This window comes from Flavobacterium crocinum (assembly GCF_003122385.1).
In the GTDB taxonomy this organism is placed as follows: Bacteria; Bacteroidota; Bacteroidia; order Flavobacteriales; family Flavobacteriaceae; genus Flavobacterium; species Flavobacterium crocinum.
This window is the reverse complement of sequence record NZ_CP029255.1, coordinates 4,412,295-4,434,645: the sequence shown is the minus strand read 5'-3', so window position 1 is coordinate 4,434,645 and position 22,351 is coordinate 4,412,295. Positions and strand designations below refer to the sequence as shown.

13 protein-coding genes are annotated in these 22,351 nt (G+C 35.5%); all 13 read left to right on the top strand.

Annotated features, from left to right (window positions below; genetic code table 11):
• Positions 1-279 precede the first annotated feature (279 nt).
• Positions 280-3,471 carry a SusC/RagA family TonB-linked outer membrane protein gene (locus HYN56_RS19430; protein WP_240622595.1) on the top strand — a complete coding sequence of 1,064 codons (3,192 nt, stop codon included), beginning with the start codon at positions 280-282 and terminating at the stop codon, positions 3,469-3,471.
• 17 nt (positions 3,472-3,488) lie between these two features.
• Positions 3,489-5,267, top strand: a complete 1,779-nt coding sequence (locus HYN56_RS19425; protein ID WP_109193699.1) for a RagB/SusD family nutrient uptake outer membrane protein — start codon at positions 3,489-3,491, stop codon at positions 5,265-5,267.
• Between the two features lie 25 nt (positions 5,268-5,292).
• Positions 5,293-6,462, top strand: a complete 1,170-nt coding sequence (locus HYN56_RS19420; protein WP_109193698.1) for an IPT/TIG domain-containing protein — start codon at positions 5,293-5,295, stop codon at positions 6,460-6,462.
• 149 nt (positions 6,463-6,611) lie between these two features.
• Complete coding sequence (locus HYN56_RS19415) at positions 6,612-7,898, top strand: alginate lyase family protein (RefSeq protein ID WP_109193697.1); 1,287 nt, start codon at positions 6,612-6,614, stop codon at positions 7,896-7,898.
• Between the two features lie 90 nt (positions 7,899-7,988).
• Positions 7,989-9,113 carry a serine hydrolase domain-containing protein gene (locus tag HYN56_RS19410; RefSeq protein ID WP_109193696.1) on the top strand — a complete coding sequence of 375 codons (1,125 nt, stop codon included), beginning with the start codon at positions 7,989-7,991 and terminating at the stop codon, positions 9,111-9,113.
• A gap of 25 nt (positions 9,114-9,138) precedes the next feature.
• Positions 9,139-10,584 carry a glycosyl hydrolase family 28 protein gene (locus HYN56_RS19405; protein WP_109193695.1) on the top strand — a complete coding sequence of 482 codons (1,446 nt, stop codon included), beginning with the start codon at positions 9,139-9,141 and terminating at the stop codon, positions 10,582-10,584.
• Between the two features lie 104 nt (positions 10,585-10,688).
• Complete coding sequence (locus HYN56_RS19400; protein ID WP_240622594.1) at positions 10,689-11,792, top strand: DUF4861 family protein; 1,104 nt, start codon at positions 10,689-10,691, stop codon at positions 11,790-11,792.
• Positions 11,793-11,816: 24 nt separating this feature from the next.
• Positions 11,817-13,466 (top strand): glycoside hydrolase family 43 protein, encoded by a 1,650-nt coding sequence (locus tag HYN56_RS19395; RefSeq protein ID WP_109193693.1) that lies wholly within the window; start codon positions 11,817-11,819, stop codon positions 13,464-13,466.
• A gap of 60 nt (positions 13,467-13,526) precedes the next feature.
• Entirely contained in the window at positions 13,527-14,948 is a 1,422-nt protein-coding gene (locus HYN56_RS19390; protein ID WP_109193692.1) for a right-handed parallel beta-helix repeat-containing protein, read from the top strand.
• Between the two features lie 42 nt (positions 14,949-14,990).
• Positions 14,991-16,595, top strand: coding sequence for an alpha/beta fold hydrolase (locus tag HYN56_RS19385; RefSeq protein ID WP_109193691.1), 1,605 nt, complete (start codon positions 14,991-14,993; stop codon positions 16,593-16,595).
• Between the two features lie 2 nt (positions 16,596-16,597).
• Complete coding sequence (locus HYN56_RS19380) at positions 16,598-18,553, top strand: glycoside hydrolase family 97 protein (protein WP_109193690.1); 1,956 nt, start codon at positions 16,598-16,600, stop codon at positions 18,551-18,553.
• A 572-nt stretch (positions 18,554-19,125) separates the two neighbouring features.
• The gene (locus HYN56_RS19375) at positions 19,126-21,063 is read left to right on the top strand and encodes a glycoside hydrolase family 127 protein (protein WP_109193689.1); all 1,938 of its coding nucleotides are present in this window, start codon (positions 19,126-19,128) and stop codon (positions 21,061-21,063) included.
• Positions 21,063-22,325, top strand: a complete 1,263-nt coding sequence (locus HYN56_RS19370) for a glycoside hydrolase family 88 protein (protein WP_240622593.1) — start codon at positions 21,063-21,065, stop codon at positions 22,323-22,325. Before HYN56_RS19375 ends, HYN56_RS19370 begins: the two co-directional genes overlap by 1 nt.
• Positions 22,326-22,351: the final 26 nt, after the last annotated feature.

Here is a 22,351-nt window from a genome sequence, read left to right as displayed (position 1 = left end):
AGATAACACTACAAAAAGTACTTAAACTCGCAAATATATAGGCAATTACGCGATATTGAAATATAATTTATACTCTTTGAATCATGGTTTATACGCTCTGGAATGCCAATTTTTTAATATTGCATTGTTCGATTTTGTCGATTTAATAATTAATTCGATTTAAAATTACGAGTATTAAAATTATTAACCGTAAAAAATGTATTTATGAAATCTAAACCTGCTTAAAGATTATAGTAGTAACAAACTTAAACTAATTATCAACGACCAAAAAAAATCAAAATGAATAAACTTGTTTTAAATAAAACAAATTCAATTAATCGACTAAAGCCTGCACTGCTTTGTTCGATGTTAGTTTGCATTTCTTCTCATGCATTCGCTTTAGAAAAGAGAAAGATTGGAATGATGGAAACGGTTGAATTGAATAGTGCAACGCAGCAGATAATAATAAAAGGAAAAGTAGTAACTGCCGAAGATAATTTAGGTTGCCCGGGTGCTAACATTATGATTAAAGGAACCAATCAAGGTACAACCACAGACTTTGATGGAAACTTTACGATTAGTGTGCCTTCTTCTGATGCTGTTTTAGTTTTTAGCTTTATTGGATATCAGGACCAGGAAATTTCAGTTGCCGGTAAATCAGTAATTAATGTAGCATTAGTAGCTGACCAAAAGAAATTGGACGAGGTAATTGTAGTGGCCTATGGTACCCAGAAGAAAGTAACTTCCACAGGTTCTATAGAAACTGTTACAGCTAAAACCTTTCAGGATAGAGCTGTAACCAATCCTGTTTTAGCTTTGCAAGGAGAAACTCCGGGATTAGTGATTACCAGAAGTTCTTCAAGACCGGGTAGAGAAGCTATAAATATGCAGATTCGTGGAGCGACTTCAATTAATGGCGGTTCTCCATTAATCGTAATCGATGGAACTCCGGCTATAAATAATGAGGCTTTTTATAATATGAACCCGGACGATATCCAGTCGGTAACAGTATTAAAGGATGCTTCTGCTGCCTTATACGGTTCCCGATCTTCTAATGGTGTAATTATGGTTACAACCAAAAAAGGAAAGTCCGGTAAAATGAAAATTGATTTGTCTACGACTACTAGAGTAAACACTTTAGGCATTCGACCACAATCGCCGACTATGCAGCAATATGCGACAATTTGGCTAGATGCAGCAAAGGAAGATGGAGCGCAGGCCAATTATTGGGGATGGCAGTCTAAAGAAAATCTGCAATTGATGCAGTCAGGCTACGCAGGGATATATTCAACATTGTATTGGGGAGACATTTACATAGGAAATGCACCACGTTATGATGAAATGTTTGGCAGCTCTGTTTCTACATTCAATAACGGAAGTATTTCAGGAGGAACCGAAAATACCAATTACCGAGTGTCTTATGGATATTCAGAAGATATGGGAGCCTTACAAACAGCCTATGATGGCAAAAAACAGTATAATGTTCGCTTAAATTACGATTATAAGGTTAATAATTGGTTGAATTTAGAGACTAATATGTCGTATTTAAAATATAATTTATCTTCTCCTTCTACCGGATTAGACAGCTCATTAGCACAAGATCCTCCTTTTTTTCCATCCAGAAATCCGTATGGACAGTGGTATGCAAACTTTAATATAGCGGGTAATCGTAACAGTGTGGCCGCTACAGTTGACGGAGGTCGAGATGAAACAATCAGAGATCAGATTATGATGAATCTATCGGCTACTTTTAAATTGTATAAAGGTTTATCGTTTCAGACTAAAGTTGCATACAGTAAAGATTTTTACACAAACTTAAGATATGAAATCACAGTACCACAATATAGCTGGTACGGTGATTTAGCACCAGAATCGGTTAATTCAGCTTCTTCGATCAGACAAGAAGATAAACAAATAACCTATCAAAATTATGGTGGTTTTTTAAATTATGAAAAACAAATTGGAGATCATAATTTTTCCGGATTATTAGGAATAACTGCCGAAAAAACGGAAGACACTAGATTGTATGGTTACAGAAAGGGATTTGTTGATAATGGGGTGTACGATCTTAACATGGGATCTATTGAAGAAAAAGTAGAAGCTGCTGGCGGTCGTGGTCATAACGGTTTATATTCTTATTTGGCAAGAGTTAATTATGGATATAAAAATAAATACTTACTTGAAGGAAGCTGGAGACGTGATGGTTCTTCTAAGTTTGGTACTGGAAATAAATGGGACAATTTCGGTGGAGTTCAGGCAGGCTGGGTAGTAACAGAAGAAGGGTTTATGAAAAATCTAAAACCTTTAAGCTACCTAAAATTAAGATACTCTTACGGCGAAATGGGATCTCAATCAGGGATTAGTAATTACAGTTATGTATCTAATATCAACAACGGAAGTGCTCTTTTTGGTTCTACTGCAGCCTTACAAACAGCCAGCTCCGTTGCCGGCATTACTTCTAATGATATTTCGTGGGAACGTGTGGCTATGAATACATTTGGAGTTGATTTTAGCTTCTTTAATAAAAAACTCTTCGGTTCATTTGACGGATACAAAAAAAGAAATAATGGGATGTTAACCAATGTAATCTATCCTGATGTTCTGGGAGGAACTGCTCCAAAAACTAACGCAGGTGAGTTAGAAACAAAAGGTTGGGAAGCTACTCTGGGGTATAGAGGCCAAATTGGTAAACTCAAATACAGTATTGCTGCCAATATGGGAGACAGTCAGAACATTTTACTCAAGAAAGAAAATGCGACAGCTATTACAAATGGTGTTAATACAAATGGTGTTTTAGGCTATCCTTTAAACCCAATTTTCTTATATGAAACAACCAATTTATTTAAAGATCAGGCAGAAGTAGATGCTTATTATGCTGCAAATAATAATAATGGAGCATTACCAACAGGAGTTAATGTATTGCGTCCTGGAGATACTCAAAGAGTAGACTTAAATAAAGATGGACAAATTGATGTGAAGGATGTGAAATTTATGGGAGATACACAGGCACATTATGTCTATGGGCTTAATTTAAATGGAACTTACGGCAAGTTTGATACCTCTATTTTCTTCCAGGGAATGTTACAACAGAATGTTCTTAGAACAGGTTTTCTTTCATATCCATTTAATACATTATATGGCAGCCAGACTACTGCTTTTATAGGTAAGACCTGGACAGAAACAAATACTGATGCTGAATATCCAAGAATGACTGCTAATACAACCAGAGCAGCGTGGAACTGGTCAAGCAATGATTTTGCTTTACAAAACAACCAATACATTAGGCTGAAATCTTTAATCGTTGGTTATACTTTGGACGACTTGAAAATTGGAAATTTCCCAATTGATAAATTCAGAATTTATTTTTCAGGAAATGATTTGTTTGAATTTTCTAAAGTAAAAGACGGTTATGATCCCGAATATGGAGATAGTTCAAATACGATTTATCCTTTTACCAGAACATTGGCTATAGGACTTAATGTTTCCTTTTAATTATTAAAATGAAGAATATGAAAAATAAAGTATTAACCTTAATGCTGTCTTCAGTATTATTGTTTTCGAGTTGTCAAAATGATTACCTGGAATTAGATCCTTTGGATGCACAAACTGAAGCTTCTTATTTTAGATCAACAGCAGATTTTAAAGCCGCATCCAATGATTTTTATAATAAAATGATCAGTTGGAAAGCTATAAATAGCAGTAGTGTATTTTCTTTTATGGACTTTGGTACAGATCTTACTTCATTAGCACAAGAAGAAGGTCGTGGTAATACAATAGCAACCAATTCAGATATCTACTGGACAAATCCATATAAATATATTAGAGCCAACAACATATTACTAAAAGCGGCAGAGCAGTATACAGGTGATAAAACTGCAATTGCGCAATATGTGGCGGCAGCAAAATTCTTTAGAGCGTGGCATCACTTTTTCTTGCTAAAACGTTTTGGAGGAGTACCTATTGTAACTACAGTAGTTGATATTAATGATGCGGTATTGTATGGAAAACGCAACAGTCGTTACGAAGTAATGAAACAGATTATTAAGGATTTAGATGAAGCGATTCCAAATTTGCCTACAGAACAAAATATATCGAGTGCTGATAAAGGACATTTAAGTAATTGGGCAGCAAAAGCTTTTAAGGCACGTGTTTTATTGTACGAAGCAACTTGGGAAAAATATGTTGGTAACACTACAGATGGCGATGGAACTTCTACTGGAGCAGGTACAGCAGAAGCTTCTTCGAATGTAAATGCTTATCTACAGGAGGCAATTGTATTAGCAAAAGAAGTGATGACTAGCGGAGGTTACCAACTTTGGAATTACAATACACAGCTAAACAATTTTAGTATGTGTTATTTATTCAATTTAGAAGATGCTGGTTCAAATCCTGCAGGTCTGGATAAAGGAACAAACAAAGAATATATTTTATATAATAAGTACGATTTTGGTTTGCTGCAGGGCGGTATAAATTTGAGCCATACGGTTTCTTCGAGATTAGCACCTTCACGCAAATTTATGGATATGTTTTTATGTTCTGATGGTCTTCCTGTGAACAAATCGCCTTTGTTTCAAGGCTATCAACATGTGCAAGATGAATACAAAAACAGAGATTATAGATTGACTTCTTATTTCGTAGATGTCGCTACAGATGCACCACCAGCACAGGGAGCCATTAAATTATTTGGGCCTGGTGGAGATAGTGGATCAGGTTATGCTAACAGAAAATTCCGTTCTTATAAATACGGTACGTACAGAGCAGCAAATACAGAGTCTCAGGATTTTGCTCAAATTCGATTGGCAGAAGTGTATCTTATTTATGCCGAAGCTTTATTCGAATTAAACGGTGCAATTAGTGATGCTGAACTAAACGAATCAATCAATTTAATTCGTCAAAGAGCTGGATTGCCTGCTTTAACTAATGCTTTTGTTACAGCAAATGGTTTAAATATGCAGGAAGAACTAAGACGCGAAAGAGCCATCGAATTATTTGGCGAAAATTCACGTTATGACGACCTAAAACGTTGGGGTATTGCAGAACAAGAATTAAATCAGCCAATTGTAGGTTCTGTTATTCAGGGAACTGATTACGAAGGGAACGCAAATATCTATAAACCAGCTTCATATCCTTATGGCGAAATTAGTGTAACTACAGGAAAAGGAAATCTTAGAGCCTTGCTGTTAGATCCTGCATCCAATAGAAATTTTCAGCGTAAGCACTATTTATTTCCTATTCCATTAACACAAATACAATTGAATGGGAAATTGGTACAGAATCCAGGTTATTAATTAGGAACTTCTAAATGTATTCAAAATGAAGCAAATTATAAAAAACAATATAAAAGCAATCACAGCATTCGTAAGTATACTATTTATTACTTCTTGCAGTGATCAGGAAAGAGAATTCGTAGGCGATCCATTGGTTACTTATCCTGCGGTAACAATAAGTTCGGTATCTCCCACTTCAGGAGCTTCAGGAAGTATTGTTACTTTAATGGGAGCCAATTTTGGTCAATATGTTAAAGCTGCAAAAATTTATTTTAACGGTATAGCCGCTACTGAAATTATCAGTTATACAGATACTTCTGTTCAGGTACGTGTGCCGCAAGATGCAGGTACAGGCCCAATTACAGTGAAAGTCTGGACAAATTCTGCTATTACATCTGATTTTCAATATGTAACAGGAGGAACAATAAGCGGTATTGCTCCAACCTCTGTAAATGTGGGAGATTTAGTTGTGATTACCGGTAAAGGATTTGGAACTGATCTTTCAAAAGTAACAGTTAAATTTTCAAATGATTTAGCCATAGATGCTGTATCTGCTAAACCAGTTTCTGTAACTGATACTCAAATAAGTGTGATAGTTCCAAAAGGTGCAGCTACTGGCAAAGTAAGGGTTTGGCTGGAAAATCAAATTATAACAGGGCCTTCGATAACTGTAATCGCACCTCCTAAAGGGAAATATATTTTTGAGTTTGATGATCCGGCGGATCCGCAATGGCTGCCAGCCCAAAATGCATCCTATAAAATAGAAGATGGCAAATTAAAAGTAACTTTTGATCCGACTCAATTAGGAACATCAGCAAGTAAACGTCGTGCCGATTTATATACTATTATGAATGGAATATTTCCTTCTCCGGGGGGGACTGCCAAAGCTAAATATATACAAGCTCCGGAATACCCAATTTTTGCAATGAAAATCGCTTTTAAAGGTACGGGGGCAGCTAAGCCAGGCACGGGAAATATCATTTTAGACCCTCTTCCTACAGGAAGTACTAATCTTGGAAACAATAAATACAAAACAGATTTAATGGCTCAAAATGTAATTTATTATGACTTGTCTGCAGATTATACAACTTTAACAGAACTTACAACCAGACAGCTAAAAATAGCTGATATTGTAGGTGCTGAAACAGGCTATGAAATAGATTGGATCCGCACCTTTAAGAATCAGGCAGAACTAAAAGCTTTTTTAGGTTTATAAAATTTGAGTTAATCAAGCTAAGTAGCATTTTGTGTTACTTGGCTGGTTTACCATCATTAAATCAATTATTTCGTATTACTGTCAAGTTTTATGCTAAGTGAATCAAAGTAACTCAGGCTGAACAGTAATACCTATTAAAAAATAAGTATATGAAAAACATAAAATTAACAAAAACCAAATTTGTTTGGGCTTTACTTGGTTCTATTGCCTTTGTAGCATGTTCCTATGATTATGGCTTACCTCAGGATAAAAACGATGATCAAGCAAATGCTTCAGAGGATATTGTTGTTCCTGCTAACATGAAGTTTGTGCATCCTGGATTATTACACTCGAAGGAAGATTTCGACCGTATGAAAACCAATGTAGCTAATAATGTAGATCCTTGGCTAGCTGGTTATAATAAAATGATCAGTAATAGTCATGCTTCTGCTACTTATGTAATGAAAGGCCCGGTTGCTACCTTAATTAGAGGTGGTGGATCTAAAGAAGAACCAGCATCAGACAACTATTCTACAGCTATGAATGATGCACATGCGGCTTATCTTACAGCTATTCGTTGGAAAATAACAGGAGATGTAGCTTATGCCAATAAATCTATTCAAATATTAAATGCCTGGGCTGCTACTTGTACTAGAATCAGCGGTGACTCTAATAAAGCTTTAGGAGCAGGTATTTATGGATACCAATTTGCCAATGCTGCTGAAATTATGCGTGATTATTCGGGCTGGAATGTCGCTGATCTGGCAAAATTTAAAAAATGGATGTTAGATGTCTTTTATCCGGTAAATTATGATTTCCTGCAAACTCATTACAATACCTGCTCTTCACATTATTGGGCTAATTGGGATTTATGCAATCTGGCTTCTATTATGTCAATTGCTGTATTAAATGATGATGTTGCAAAATATACCTATGTAATTAATTATTTAATGAAGGGCGCTGGTAATGGTCAATTAATCAAGGCAATTAATTACGTACATCCAAAAGGTGCTAATGATGATATTGATTTAGGACAAATTCAGGAAGCCGGACGTGATCAGGGACATGCTCTTATGGTAGTGGGATTATTGGGTACAATTGCTCAAATGGCAGATACTCAGGGATTGGATATTTACGGTTACAAGGATAATTTAATCCTTAAAGGCGCAGAATATGAAGCTAAGTTTAATTATGCAAGATTAGCGGTGCCATTTAATAAATACACCAACTGCGATAATATTACGCATACAACTGCAGCTGATGATGCCGCTCGTGGTCAAATAAGACCGGCTTGGGAAAGAATTTACAACTATTATACTGTAAAGAAAGGGATTAAAGCCAGATACGTAAAAATGGCAAAAGATTTAGCATATCCTGAAGGAGGTAGTGGCGAGTATGATCCTAATAGTGGAGGTTATGATGATTTAGGTTTTGGGACATTGCTATATTCAAGATAATATTATATGAAACTGAAGAAATACCCGTAAGCGGCATAATTTGTTTTACGGGTATTTTAAATAGTATTAAGTATAAATCGAATATTATAGATGCCAGTTCTTGTAGGTTTAAAAAAAAGATATATAGTTGGAGTAAGCTTTCTTATAGCAGTAAGTAATTTGAATGCAATAGCTCAAAACAACCTTGAGAGAAAAACTACGTACAGATATGATTTTTCTCTTTTAGATAGAAAAATTCAAGCGTGGATTGCTAGTAGTTATTATTCAGGCGCTGCAATTATGATTGTGAAAAACGACAATATTGTATTTAAAAAATGCTATGGAAATTACACAGAAGAAACTAAGGTTTTTATCGCCTCGGCGGGTAAATGGCTAGCAGCAGCTACCATTGCCTCAGTTGTCGAAAAAACAAATCTTTCATGGGAGGATAAAGTCAATAAATGGCTGCCTGAATTTAAAGATAGTAAAGGCGAAGCTACTTTAAGACAGCTTTTTTCTCATACATCGGGTTTTCCTGATTATCAACCTAAAGATTCTGTTATAGATAATTACCAAACTTTGAAGGAATCGGTTAAACATATTGTCAATTTATCAGCGAAAGCCAAGCCGGGTGAGCAGTTTAGTTACGGTGGACTGGCGATGCAGGTAGCGGGCAGAATGGCAGAGTTAGCAACAGGTAAAGATTTTGAAAGTCTTTTTCTAGAAAATATTGCTGTTCCACTGGGAATGAAAAACACCCATTTTGTTCCGGTAAACGATGAAGGAGGTCATAGTCCTATGCTGGGTGGAGGTGCTCGAAGTACACTTGCAGATTATATGCACTTTTTAGATATGATTGCTCATGAGGGTAAATTTCAAGACAGACAAATACTAAGTAAGTTATCCATAACAGAAATGCAGGCAGATCAAGTCAAAGGCGCTTTAATTGGTCATAAAGAATATGTAGAGCGTGTTAGGTCTAAAAAACATAAAAGCATTTACGGATTAGGAGAGTGGCGGGAAGAGCTTGATGAGAAAGGCAACGTAATTTTAATTAGCAGTCCCAGTTGGGCTGGTGCTTATCCTTGGATTGATAAGAGAACAAATACCTACGGTTTCTTTATAACCCATGTTAATGTGGTTGAAGCAAATAAAGCTGGCTTTTCGGCTTTTTACAGTAGTCCTGTTTTGCCTATTATGGTGCGCGAAGTATACAAAAAGACATCATTACATTAATCCCAAAAATTTCAAATATAATTAAATGAGCCACATTTTAAGACATAAAATAAGATTAACACTTTTTTTCTTTTTGGTTGCAGTAAAATTATTTGCTATCACTAAAGACAGCTTAGTGGTGTATCCTGCGCCTGATAAAATAAACAAAAATTCAGATTTCATTGTAAAAGTTAGAAAGTCGGGAGGAAAATGGCAGGATGTTTTTGTATACAATATAAAAGTAGATCAAGTGGTTGGTACGGGACATTCGGTGCAAACTGCGGCATTGGCTTCTTTTGATTTTTCTGGAACTGTTGAAGTTCAGGTAACAGCTGTAAAAGCTAAAATGAATCAATCTAGAATTAGGCCCTTAGCCCTTACTATACCCTCAAAAGTAAAAGGAAATGTGATGAATTTTGTTCTGAATAATCCAGCTAATTTATCTATTGAAATCAATAATGATATTTTCCACAATTTGCATCTTTTTGCCAATCCACTAGAGGTAAACCCTCCCAAACCGAATGATTCCAATGTAATTTACTTTGGTCCAGGAGTTCACGAAATTCCAAATCAAAAATTAAATGTTCAGTCCAATAAAATAATCTATCTGGCTGGAGGAGCTATCCTTAAAGGAGAAATACGTTTAGATAGTGTGTCCAATGTTACTATTTGTGGCCGTGGTATGGTAGATCAGGAAATAAAGCTGGGTATCCATATTGCAAACTCTAAGAATATTAAAGTAGAAGGTATTTTTGCTTCACAATGTTTAACAGGAGGATCTGATCAGGTGAATATTGAAAATGTAAAAACAATCAGTTTTTTTGGCTGGGGTGATGGAATGAATGTTATGGCTAGCAATAATGTACAATTTGATAAGGTTTTCATTCGTTCATCGGACGATTGTACAACTGTATATGGCACCCGAAAAGATTTCAAAGGAGGCTGTAAAAATATTACCATGAAAAACAGCACGCTGTGGGCAGATGTAGGTCATCCTATTTTGATTGGAACACATGGAAACAGTAACAATCCGGAACTACTTGAAAATCTAACTTATAGCAATATTGATATTCTGGATCACAAAGAAAAACAGCAAGATTATCAGGGCTGTTTAACCATCAATGTTGGGGATAATAATACGGCTAAAAATGTTCTTTTTGAAAATATCAGAGTTGAAGATTTTAGAGAAGGACAGTTATTAAATCTTCGGGTTTTTTATAATACGAAATATTGTACAGCTCCTGGTAGGGGTATCGAAAATGTCGTTTTTCGAAATATTGATTACGTAGGAAAAAATGCCGGCACTTCAATTATTGCAGGTTATAATGAAGAGCGCAAAATAAAAAATATAGTATTTGAAAATCTTAAAATAAATGGTGTTTTAATATATGATGATATGCAGGAAAAACCTAAATGGTATAAAACAGCAGATATGGCTGGCTTTTTTGTAGGCGAACATGTTGAAGAACTTTCATTTAAATTAAAAAAGTAATCATTTAAAATATGAAAATACGTAATCAATTAAAACTAATATTGAACTGTTGCTTTACAGTTATCTTCTTCACAGCTTGTATTTCCACAAATAAATCGGATGAAATGGAAATAAAAGTCAGTAACAGTTTGAATTTTGACAGAAAAGAAATTGTTACAGTAAAGCGTAGTCAGATTGAAAAAATATTAAAGAACAATTCAGAAAAAAATGTTCGTGTCAAATTAAAAGGAACAGATAAGTTTCTAACTACCCAGTGGATTGATTACGATAAAGATGGTAAAGGAGATGAATTGCTTTTTCAGGCTAAGGTACAAGCAAAAAGCGTGGCAGATTTTGTGTTAATGATTGATACCGTAAAAGAATCACAATCAAAGGCGGTAGCCTATTCCCGGTTCGTCCCGGAACGTATTGACGATTATGCCTGGGAAAATAATAGAGTAGCTTTCAGAGCTTATGGGCCTGTAGCACAGCAGTTAGTTGAAGAAGGCAAAGAAGGAGGTACGCTTTCAAGTGGAATCGATCTTTGGCTTAAAAAAGTAGATTATTCTATCATTGATGATTGGTATGCTAAAAATGTGAAAGAAGCAGGTTATTATCACATCGATCATGGAGAAGGATATGACCCTTACCACGTAGGCGCTAGTCGTGGTACAGGTGGAGCAGGAGTTTGGGTTAACGATAGTTTACAAGTAGGTAAAAATTATATTGGCTATAAAACAATAGCCAAAGGACCGCTGCGCACTATTTTCGAATTAGATTATGCTCCTTGGAGTCAATATCAAATTAAGGAAACCAAACGTATCTCATTGGATTTGGGGAGTAATTTTTCAAAATTTGATATTATTTTAAAAGCTAAAGAGCAGTTCCCAAATTATACAATTGGAATTACACTGCATGATAAAAAAGGTGAAATTAATATCAACAAAACAAAGGGATGGTTCCGTCATTGGGAACCTATTGATAAAACTTTTTTAGGCGAAGGAATTGTACTGAATCCGGAATTAGTTACTCAGGCCTTTGCTAATAACTCAACAACCCCTGACCAAAGTAATTTGTTAATTGTCACCAATCCATCGCAAAAAATCACTTTTTATGCCGGTTTTGTCTGGACAGGAAGTAAACAGGTAAGTGAGGTTACGCAATGGGATGAGATGCTTAACAAACAAGCTGAAATAATTCAAAATCCTTTGCAGGTAACGGCGAATTAATTACAAATACCTTAGATCATTACAATGCAAAATTTAAAATACAGTACTTTTTTATTGATGTTTCTTTTCGTCGTAAAAGCGGATGCTCAAAAGGAGAATGCAATACAAAATCAAAAAACGTATGTTTCTCAGGTTTGGCAATCTGATAAAGGAGATGGTACTTATACCAATCCCATTTTATACGCCGATTATTCCGATCCGGATGTGATTCGGGTAGGAAACCATTATTATATGACGGCCAGTAGTTTTAATTGTACGCCTGGTCTGCCTATTTTGCATTCTACTGATTTAGTCAATTGGGAGATCATCAATTTTGCATTGCAAAAACAAGTGCCTGAAGAAGTATTTAATATACCGCAACACAGTAAAGGGGTTTGGGCTCCGGCAATTCGTTTTCATAAAAATGAATTTTACATTTATTGGGGAGATCCTGATTATGGTGTTTATATGGTCAAAACCAAAGATATTTACGGAAAATGGGGCGAACCTATTTTGGTTATGGAGGGCAAAGGAATTATTGACCCTTGTCCATTATGGGAAAATGACAATGCTTATTTAATACATGCCTGGGCAGGTAGTCGCGCAGGTATCAATAGTCTGTTGACTATTAATAAAATGAATTCAGAAGGAACTAAGGTTATTGATGAGGGTAAAAATGTGTTCGATGGTCACGATAAACACCATACGATGGAAGGCCCCAAATTGTATAAAAAAGAAGGATACTATTATATTTTGGCACCGGCAGGAGGTGTTGAAAACGGTTGGCAGGTTGCAATGCGTTCCAAAAACATTTATGGGCCTTATGAAGATAAGGTGGTTCTGGAGCAGGGAAGTACAAAAATAAATGGCCCTCATCAAGGAGCCTGGGTTACGAGTCCTGATGGCAATTCATGGTTTTTACATTTTCAAGATCAAGGAGTTTATGGCAGGGTTTTACATTTACAGCCTATGAGCTGGAAAGACAATTGGCCTGTAATGGGGAAAGACTTTGATGGTAATGGTATTGGTGAACCTGTAGCAAGTTATAGTAAGCCTTTTTCTAAATTACAATCAACTATAATGAATCCGGCAGAAAGTGATGAGTTCAATGATGGTAAGCCAGGTTTGCAATGGCAATGGTATGCGAACGGTTCTGTCAAATGGAATGCACAGATTCCAGAAACCAATTACTTGCGAATGTTTGCAATGAGCTTGAAGAATGAGCCCAATTTATGGAATGTACCTAACTTACTTTTACAAAAATTGCCAGCGCCAAATTTTACAGCAACAACCAAAGTAAAGTTGACCACAGAATGGAATGCGGCGGGTAAAAAAGCAGGATTGTTACTTATGGGACAGTCTTATTCTTATGTGGCTATTGCTTTCCACGATGATAAATATTGGGTGCAGCAGGTTATTGCAGAGAATGCGATAAATGGTGAACAAGAGAAAGTTATAGAAGAAAAAACGTTACTTTCGAATGAAGTGCAACTGCGAATGAAAGTAACAGCACCTGAAGCTAATTGTCAATTTAGCTATAGTGAAAATGGAATTGATTTTATTGAAATTGGCAAACCGGCAAAAGCGCATAAAGACTTATGGATAGCGGCTAAAATTGGAATCTTTGCGACAAGTTTAAATAATGTTCGTATGGGCGGTTATGCCGATTTTGATTGGTTCAGAATGACAAAATAAATAACAAAAGGATATAGCGGGTTATTATACTTGCTAAAATTCAAAAAAGATAGAAATACAATGAGGAATTTCAAATCACTTTTAACGACAATAATATTAGTATTTACTGCTGTTACGGCAGAAGCCGAAAATAAGGTAAAACAAGTTGAAACACTCGAAGCCTTAGAACAGTCTGCCAAAGAGAACGGTCAAAATATTCAGATGAAACCGGGAGTCTATTCACTTGCAGATTATTTAACGAAAGACAGGATAACTAAATTGTTATCAGAATTTCCGGAAGCAACAGGACAGCAAAAGCGTCCTCCTCGTTGGTTTTTACGCTTTAAAGGCAATAACAACACCTTTGATTTTACGGGAGTTACCTTCGAAATCAATACCGAATTATATAAAATTTTACCTTACGGCTATACTCGCTGTATTTTTATTGATGGAAATGGTAATGCCATAAAAGGATTAACCATTAAAAATACAGGACCTAAAAACATAGGAAGTAATGGCAATATACTTTCAATTTTTGGAGACAATACCTTATTGGAAGATGTCAAATTGTATGTAAGCGGTTCAACTTATGGATATGGAGATTTGTTTGGAAAAGGAGGTCCAAATTTGACCAGTCTGCAGAAACAAAGTGGGATTATGATTGCAGGTAAAAACAATACAATTAAACGATGCAAAGTTTTTAGCCGTGCGTTTGGACACTGTTTTTATATCCAAACACAAGGACATGTTACCGACAATGTGGTTTTGGAAGATTGTTATGCTGAAGGAGAAATGCGTACAACCAACGATATATTGGCAGAGTCGGGTGGTTTAGCCGAAAAATTAAAATACCAAAGTGTATATCAAAATCGCGACGGTCGTTATATGATTAGTCCGGGATATACAAAAGCACTTTGTGAAGACGGGTTTCGTACGTATGGCGGAGTAGGCAAAGTAACACTTCGTAATTGCACTTCCAAAAATACCCGTTCCGGTTTTGAAATTGGTGGGACAGATGATGCTAAAAATCAAACGCTATTGCAAGGCTGTCAGGCTTTTGGAACTGAAAGAGGTTTTTTAATAGGATCTAACGTAGTAGTTCGTGATTGCAGGGCAGACATGCAATTTGGACCATTGTTATATCTTAGAGAAAATACGGTAGGTGCTGATGTAGAATTAGAATTAGTTCCAGGCATGCCAAAATCATTGGTACACACTATCGCGACTATTGCAGGGAAAAACCATCGGGTAAAACTGTATGCAAATGATACTCAAACAGCAATGCCAAGTTTACCTATAATGTTAGGATTTGGGATGCCGGCTCACGCAGAAATGAGTTCTCCTATTTTACCAATGCCAACAGAAAATATTGTATTAATTAATGATTTACAGCACAGTTTCATCATAAAAAATGATGATGCTAAAAATCTTGAAATTAAATCGACCCTACCGCAGTTAACGAATACCGAAACTCAAACCATGAATGGTAAAGGTAAATGGTAAAAGTGAAGTGATGATGCTGATAAAATTGAAAATTAAAGAAGAATGAGCACTAAATTCAGATTACTAATTTTTATAAGCTTTTTAAATTTAAGTGGTTATAGTCAGGTATGGCAATGGAGTGTAAAAGTAAATACCACTATTTCAGCAGAAACAAATGACCATCCGCAGGCTTTTTTATGGATTCCCGAAAATTGCAAACAGGTAAAAGGGATTGTTTTTGGGCAGCATAATATGGTTGAAGAAGGAATCCTCGAACACACATATTTCAGAAAAGTATTAGCCGAATTGGGTTTTGCGGAGGTTTGGGTAACTCCTGTTGTAAGTTGGACTTATGATACTGCTAAAAATGAAGATAAAATAGTCGAAAGTATTTTCGAATCATTAGCAGAGATTTCAGGTTATAAGGAGTTGGCTCATGCACCAATTGTGCCAATTGGACATTCTGCGATGGCAAGTTTTCCATGGAATTATGCCGCATTTAATCCGCAGCGTACCTTAGCTTTAGTTTCAATTCATGGCGATGCGCCCCAAAGTACTTTAACAGGGAGCAGTAAGCCTAATCCGGATTGGGGCAATCGAAATATAGATGGTATTCCAGCTTTATTTATTATGGGAGAATACGAATGGTGGGAAGCCAGAATTCAGCCCGCATATAAATACATAGCTAAGCATCCCAAGAGTGTGATTACACTATTTGCTGATGCAGGACATGGTCATTTTGATTATTCGGATGAGTTGGTAAAATATATGGCAGACTATATAAAAGCGGCAGCTATTCATAGACTCCCTTCAAAATCAAAAATTAGTGGCTTTACTACATTAAAAGAAGTAGAGCCAAGTTCGGGCTGGTTGATGGATAAATGGCGAAAAGATTCGATTCCCCAGACTGTTCCTGCTTCTTTTGATAAATTCAATGGTAACCGCGCAACTAGTTCCTGGGTTTTTGATAAAAAAATGGCAATGGCTACTGAATCATTTTATACCAGAGCGAGAGGGAAAAAGCAACAATTTATTGGGTTTAAGCAAAACGGTAAAATTGTAGAATCAGTAAAGAATCATGCTAATTTTCAGCCCAAATTTGTACCTAAAGCAGATGGAATAACTTTTAATTTAAGTGCTTTTTTTTCCGATTCTACTCATACTAAACTTGCTCCATTGCATGCCGTTACAAAACTCCAATTGGATAGAATTTGCGGACCAGTTAAAAAGGTAAACGATTCAACCTTTCAAATTAGTTTTGATAAGCTGGGTTTTAATAATACAAAGCGAAGTTGTGATATTTGGTTGTTAGGACATAATGAAGGTGATAAGAAGTACAAAAGTGCAGTACAGCAAGTAAACATAAAATTTCCACTTTTTAACAAATCCGGCAGACAACAAACGATTCAGTTTGATGCGCTGAAAGATGTTACTGCAAAAGTAAAAAAAGTGCCATTAAAAGCTGTTTCCGACCAAAATACAACGGTGCAATTTTATGTTAAAGAAGGCCCGGCTTTCATCAGGGAAAACACTTTGTATTTTTCGAAAATACCACCTAAATCGAAGTTTCCAATAAAAGTTACAGTAGTGGCTTGGCAATATGGAAATCAAATAGACTTACAATCAGCGACACCAGTAGAAAATCATTTTTTTATTAAAAAAGAATAATTATGAAAATCATACATCAAAAATATAGTTTAATGCTCTTAACATTCTTTATACAGATAGGAGTCTTTGCACAAACAATTATAAATGAAACACTGCAAAAGTTAAATTCGCCTGATGGTAATTATGAGTTTACTTTTTACCAAAAAGAACTTACAGCAAGTAAGAAACAAATGTATTATTCTCTTTCTTATAAAGGAAAACCTGTAGTCTTAGAATCAGAATTAGGGGTATTGATTGAAAATCAAACTTTCGAATCGGCTTTAGGGATACCGAATGATACTTGTAAAGTATGGGGAGAGAATCTTAATTTTAAGGGAGTATTTAAAAATACCGTAAACCAAACCTGGAAACCGCTTTATGGAGAGAAGACTTTGATTACAGACCATTATAATGAATTGACGCTTACATTTCGTAAAGGACAAGAAACTTCCAAAAATTTGACAGACGGTTACGATAAGAATAAAAGTTATTTTATGAATGTTGTAATTCGTGCTTACAATCAAGGTGTAGCATTTCGTTATTATTTTCCTGAACCTACCAACGGTCTTTTTCTGCATATTGTTGGAGAGCAAACGCAGTTTACAATGCCCGAAGGTACTTTGGCTTATTACGAACCTTGGGCACAAGGACCTTATGATTTACTGCCTCTTAAAAACTGGAATGGGCAAAGTGAACGTCCTTTAACCATGAAATTATCCAACAAACTCACCGTTGCTATTACAGAAGCGCAGATGGTGGATTATTCTCGAATGAAATTGATTTTAAATTCAACGAAACCCAATGCAATTCAGGCCGCTTTGTATGGAAGTGTTGATGTAATTCCGGCTTATGCAACGCCTTGGCGTGTCATCATGGTCGCTGACAAAGCAATAGATTTAATTACAAATAATGACATCATACTGAATCTAAACCCGGAAAATCAAATAAAAAATACAGCTTTTATCAAACCAGGTAAAGTAATTCGTGTTGCAAAACTAACTCAGACCGATGCTAAAAAATGTGTTGATTTTGCAGTAGAGAGAGGTTTACAGTACATTCATTTAGACGCGGGTTGGTATGGTCCGGAAATGAAAATGAGTTCTGATGCTACTACGGTTTCAGAAACTAAAGATTTCAATATGCCAGAGTTAACGGCTTATGCTTCGTCAAAAGGGATAGGAGTTTGGGTATATGTGAATCAAAGAGCTTTAGTGCAACAGCTCGATAGTATTTTACCATTATATAAAAAATGGGGAATTAAAGGTATTAAATTCGGATTTGTACAAGTTGGAAATCAGCGTTGGTCGACCTGGCTTCATGAAGCAATTAAAAAATGTGCCGAGTATGAAATGATGGTAGACATACATGATGAATATCGTCCTACAGGATTCAGTCGTACTTATCCTAATTTAATGACACAAGAAGGGATTGGTGGTAACGAAGAAATGCCGGATGCTAATCACAATACTATTTTACCTTTTACTCGTTTTTTAGCAGGCCCAGCTGATTATACGATTGCTTATTACAACAATCGTATTAAAAATACTCATGCCCATCAGTTGGCTTTGTCCGTGGTGTATTATAGTCCAATCCAATTCTTTTATTGGTACGATCAGCCTGCATTTTACCAAGGCGAACCAGAAATAGAATTCTTTGATAAAGTCCATACAGTATGGGATGAAACAAAGGTCATTAATGGTGAAGTAGGAGAGTTTATTACAGTAGCTCGTAAAAAAGGAAATGATTGGTTTATTGGAGCAATTACAAACAATCAATCACGTCAAATTACAATTCCGACCGCTTTTTTAACTAAAGGAAAAAAATACACTATCAAAACGTTTCAGGATGATGATACAATTCAAACGCGAACGAAAGTAGCGGTTAAAGAACAAATCATAAAAGGAGGAGAAACACTTTCTTTTAATTTAAAAGCGAGTGGAGGAGTCGCGATTATAATTAGTGAATTGCTTAAAAAATAAATTATCCATTAACTAGGTAAACTAGAAAGAGGCTGTCCAAAAAGTATTAGACAAAAAAATACGCTTCAGAGAAGCGAAATATTTATAGCAATTTTATTTACCACCTAGAATAAAGCTCCAGCGGAGCGACATATTTTTATAAAGTTTCATGTATGTCGCTCCGCCGGAGCTTCATGTTTTAACGTCTTTTCTTTTCTATTAATATTAAGCTCCGCTGGAGCTATTAAAACAAAATGAGATAAAAATTAAAAGAGATTGTCCAAATTTTTAGGACAACCTCTTTTTTAAATTTAAAACTCAACACGTTGTATTTAATTTTATAAATTACTTTCTGCTAATGCCTTCATTTATAGCTTGTGTAGATTAATAAAACTATAATTTATACTCTTTGAACCATAATTTATCTTCCTAAAAATTAAAACGAACTAATATTGGGATTGTGTTTTTAAATCAAATTTAGCTAAGCGGACACAGCTATTAATTTAAACATTAATCAATTTTTATAATTTACAAATTAGTCTATAAAAGCATTTCATCTTTTAAAAGAAATAAAAAGTAACATTTAAAATAAAATGAAGTATTTAAACCATTCAAAGTATATCGTATTTTCTTTGATAACCACTATAACGGCATCTGCGCAGTCCCATTATCCCGGCCAGCATCAATCAAAAATAAAAGTTGGAGATACTAAAAATGTCCAATTAACAGCTTTTGATCTTCAGAATGTGAAATTATTAGAAAGTCCTTTTAAGGATAATATGATCCGGGAGAGCAAATGGATTATGGATATTAGTGCGAGTCGTTTGTTGCACAGTTTCCGTAATAATGCCGGGATATACAGTGGTAATGAAGGAGGTTATTTTACCATGAAGAAATTAGGTGGTTGGGAATCCTTAGATTGTGAGTTGCGAGGCCACAGTACAGGACATATTCTTTCTGGTTTAGCTTTACTGTATGCTTCTACTGGCGACAGTAAATATAAAGTGAAATCTGATAGTATTGTATCCGGTTTAGCTGAAATACAAAAAGCACTAGACCAAAAAAGTTATCTCAGCGCTTTTCCCGAAAATTTAATTGATAGAGCTATAAAAGGACAAAAAGTTTGGGCGCCTTGGTACACACAACATAAGTTATTCTCAGGTCTTATTGATCAGTATTTGTATTGCAATAGTAATGAAGCTTTTGAAGTGGTTAAAGGAATGGCCGATTGGGCTTATCAAAAATTAAAACCTCTTACTCAGGAAGAACGCAAAACGATGCTGCGTAATGAATTTGGAGGTATGAACGACTCCTTTTATGCTTTATATCAAATTACAGCAAATCCAAATTATAAGTTCCTTGCAGAGTTCTTTTATCATGACGATGCTTTAAATCCATTGATTGATAAGGAAGACAATCTGAATAAAAAGCATGCCAATACCTATATTCCTAAATTGATTGGTATTTCTCGGGCTTATGAATTAGAAGGTACAAATAAATATCGAGAAATATCTGAGTTCTTTTGGAATACCGTAGTAGATCATCATTCCTTTATTACTGGCAGTAATAGTGATAAAGAAAAATTTTTTGAACCTGATCATCAATCAGAACATTTGAGTGGATACACTGGCGAATCTTGTAATGTATATAACATGCTGAAACTAACACGTCACTTATTTGCCTATGATCCTAAAATTAAATACGTTGATTTTTACGAAAAGGCTTTGTATAACCACATTTTGGGACAGCAGGATCCACAATCAGGAATGGTTGCATATTTCCTGCCTATGAAACCAGGTGCCCATAAAGTATACAGCACACCGGAAGATTCCTTTTGGTGTTGTGTAGGAAGTGGTTTTGAAAATCAGGCCAAATATGGAGAATTTATTTATTATCATGGTAAGAAGGATTTGTTTGTCAATCTTTTCATTCCATCTCAATTAGTTTGGAAAGAGAAAGGATTAACGATTAAACAAGAAACGGCTTTCCCAAATCAAAATAATATCAAATTAACCATTAATACAGCGGGTTCAGAAGCTGTTCCGATAAATATTAGATATCCGAATTGGGCAACAGAAGGCGTTAAAGTTTCAATAAATGGTGAACAGCAAAAAGTTACAGTAAAACCGGGTAATTATATCGTACTCAATCGCAAGTGGAAAAATGGAGATACTATCGATGTGGCATTTGATTTACCATTAAAGATTACACCTACTCCGGATAATCCAAAAGTAGTAGCAGTAACTTATGGACCAATTGTCCTGGCGGCCGAATTAGGTACTGCCGATATGATAGAGCCGGCGCCCTTTAGTAATCCTAAATTATACAATGATTATTATACCTACGATTATCATGTTCCGGTTTCGATTACAAACAAGCTGAACTATTCATCTAAGGAATTACTAAAGAATATTTCCAAAGTAAACAATAATGATTTATTGTTTAAGATTAAGGGAAATAACGACGTATTAAAACCAATTTCTGATATACACAGACAGCGATATACTATTTATTGGGAACTAAATAAATAATGAATTACAGTAATAAGATTATGATTCTAAACAAACAAGTAACAGTTATACTGGGGGTATTTATGCTGTTTATCAGCTGTGGTAGGCAGTTGGTTCAATCTTCAGCAGAAAATGATTTCAATGTAGATGCTGAATTAAATTATTGTGTAAAGCAAACTTCAAAAGCTTTAGCTCAAATTCCAGATAATGGTTTAATACCTAGAAATATAGCACCTAATGCCACTCAATGGCGGATGGTAGATTACACCGATTGGACCAGTGGTTTTTGGCCAGGAGAGTTATGGTACCTTTTTGAGGCTACTGCAGACAGTAAGTGGAAAAAAATTGCAGATAAATATACGGAGTATTTAAAACCGCTTTCGGTTTCTCCAGCTACAGATCACGATTTAGGTTTTCAGGTATTTTGTAGTTACGGTAATGGGTATCGTTTAACCAAAGATCCGGAGTATAAATCAGTATTACTGAAAACTGCTGATACATTGGCAACTTTATTTAACCCAAAAGTGGGGACTATTTTATCGTGGCCTCGCGATGTAGCAAACATGGAATGGCCTCAGCATAATACCATTATGGATAACATGATTAATTTGGAATTGTTATTCTGGGCTTCCAAAAATGGTGGATCAAAACAATTATACGATATGGCAGTTAGCCACGCAACAGTAACCATGAATAACCATTTTAGACCCGATTACACTTCCTATCACGCAGTAGTTTATGATAAAGAAACAGGTAAAAAAATAAAAGGAGTTACGCATCAGGGGTATAGTGACAGCAGTATGTGGGCACGCGGACAGGCGTGGGCAATTTACGGTTATACGATGGTATATCGCGAAACGAAAGATCCTAAATTCCTTGATTTTGCGCACAAAGTAACCCGTGTTTATTTAGATCGGTTACCAAAAGATTTAATTCCGTATTGGGACTTTGATGATCCTGCAATTCCAAAGGCACCCCGTGATGCATCAGCGGCAGCTGTCGTTGCCTCTGCATTATTAGAATTGGGTGTTTATACAACTGATAATAATCTGGCTAATGAATACAATGAAAAAGCCTTGGGGATGTTAAAAGAGTTATCAGCAAAATATCAGAGTAAAAATCATAATTCAGCACTTTTATTACATTCTACAGGACATAAACCCGCTGGTTCTGAGATTGATTATTCCATTATCTACGCCGATTATTATTATGTAGAAGCATTATTGCGCTACAAAAAAATTGCACAGGGTCAAAAGCCATTAATTACTTATAAACTCAACTAATTATAAAACCAAAATTTTAATTGCCT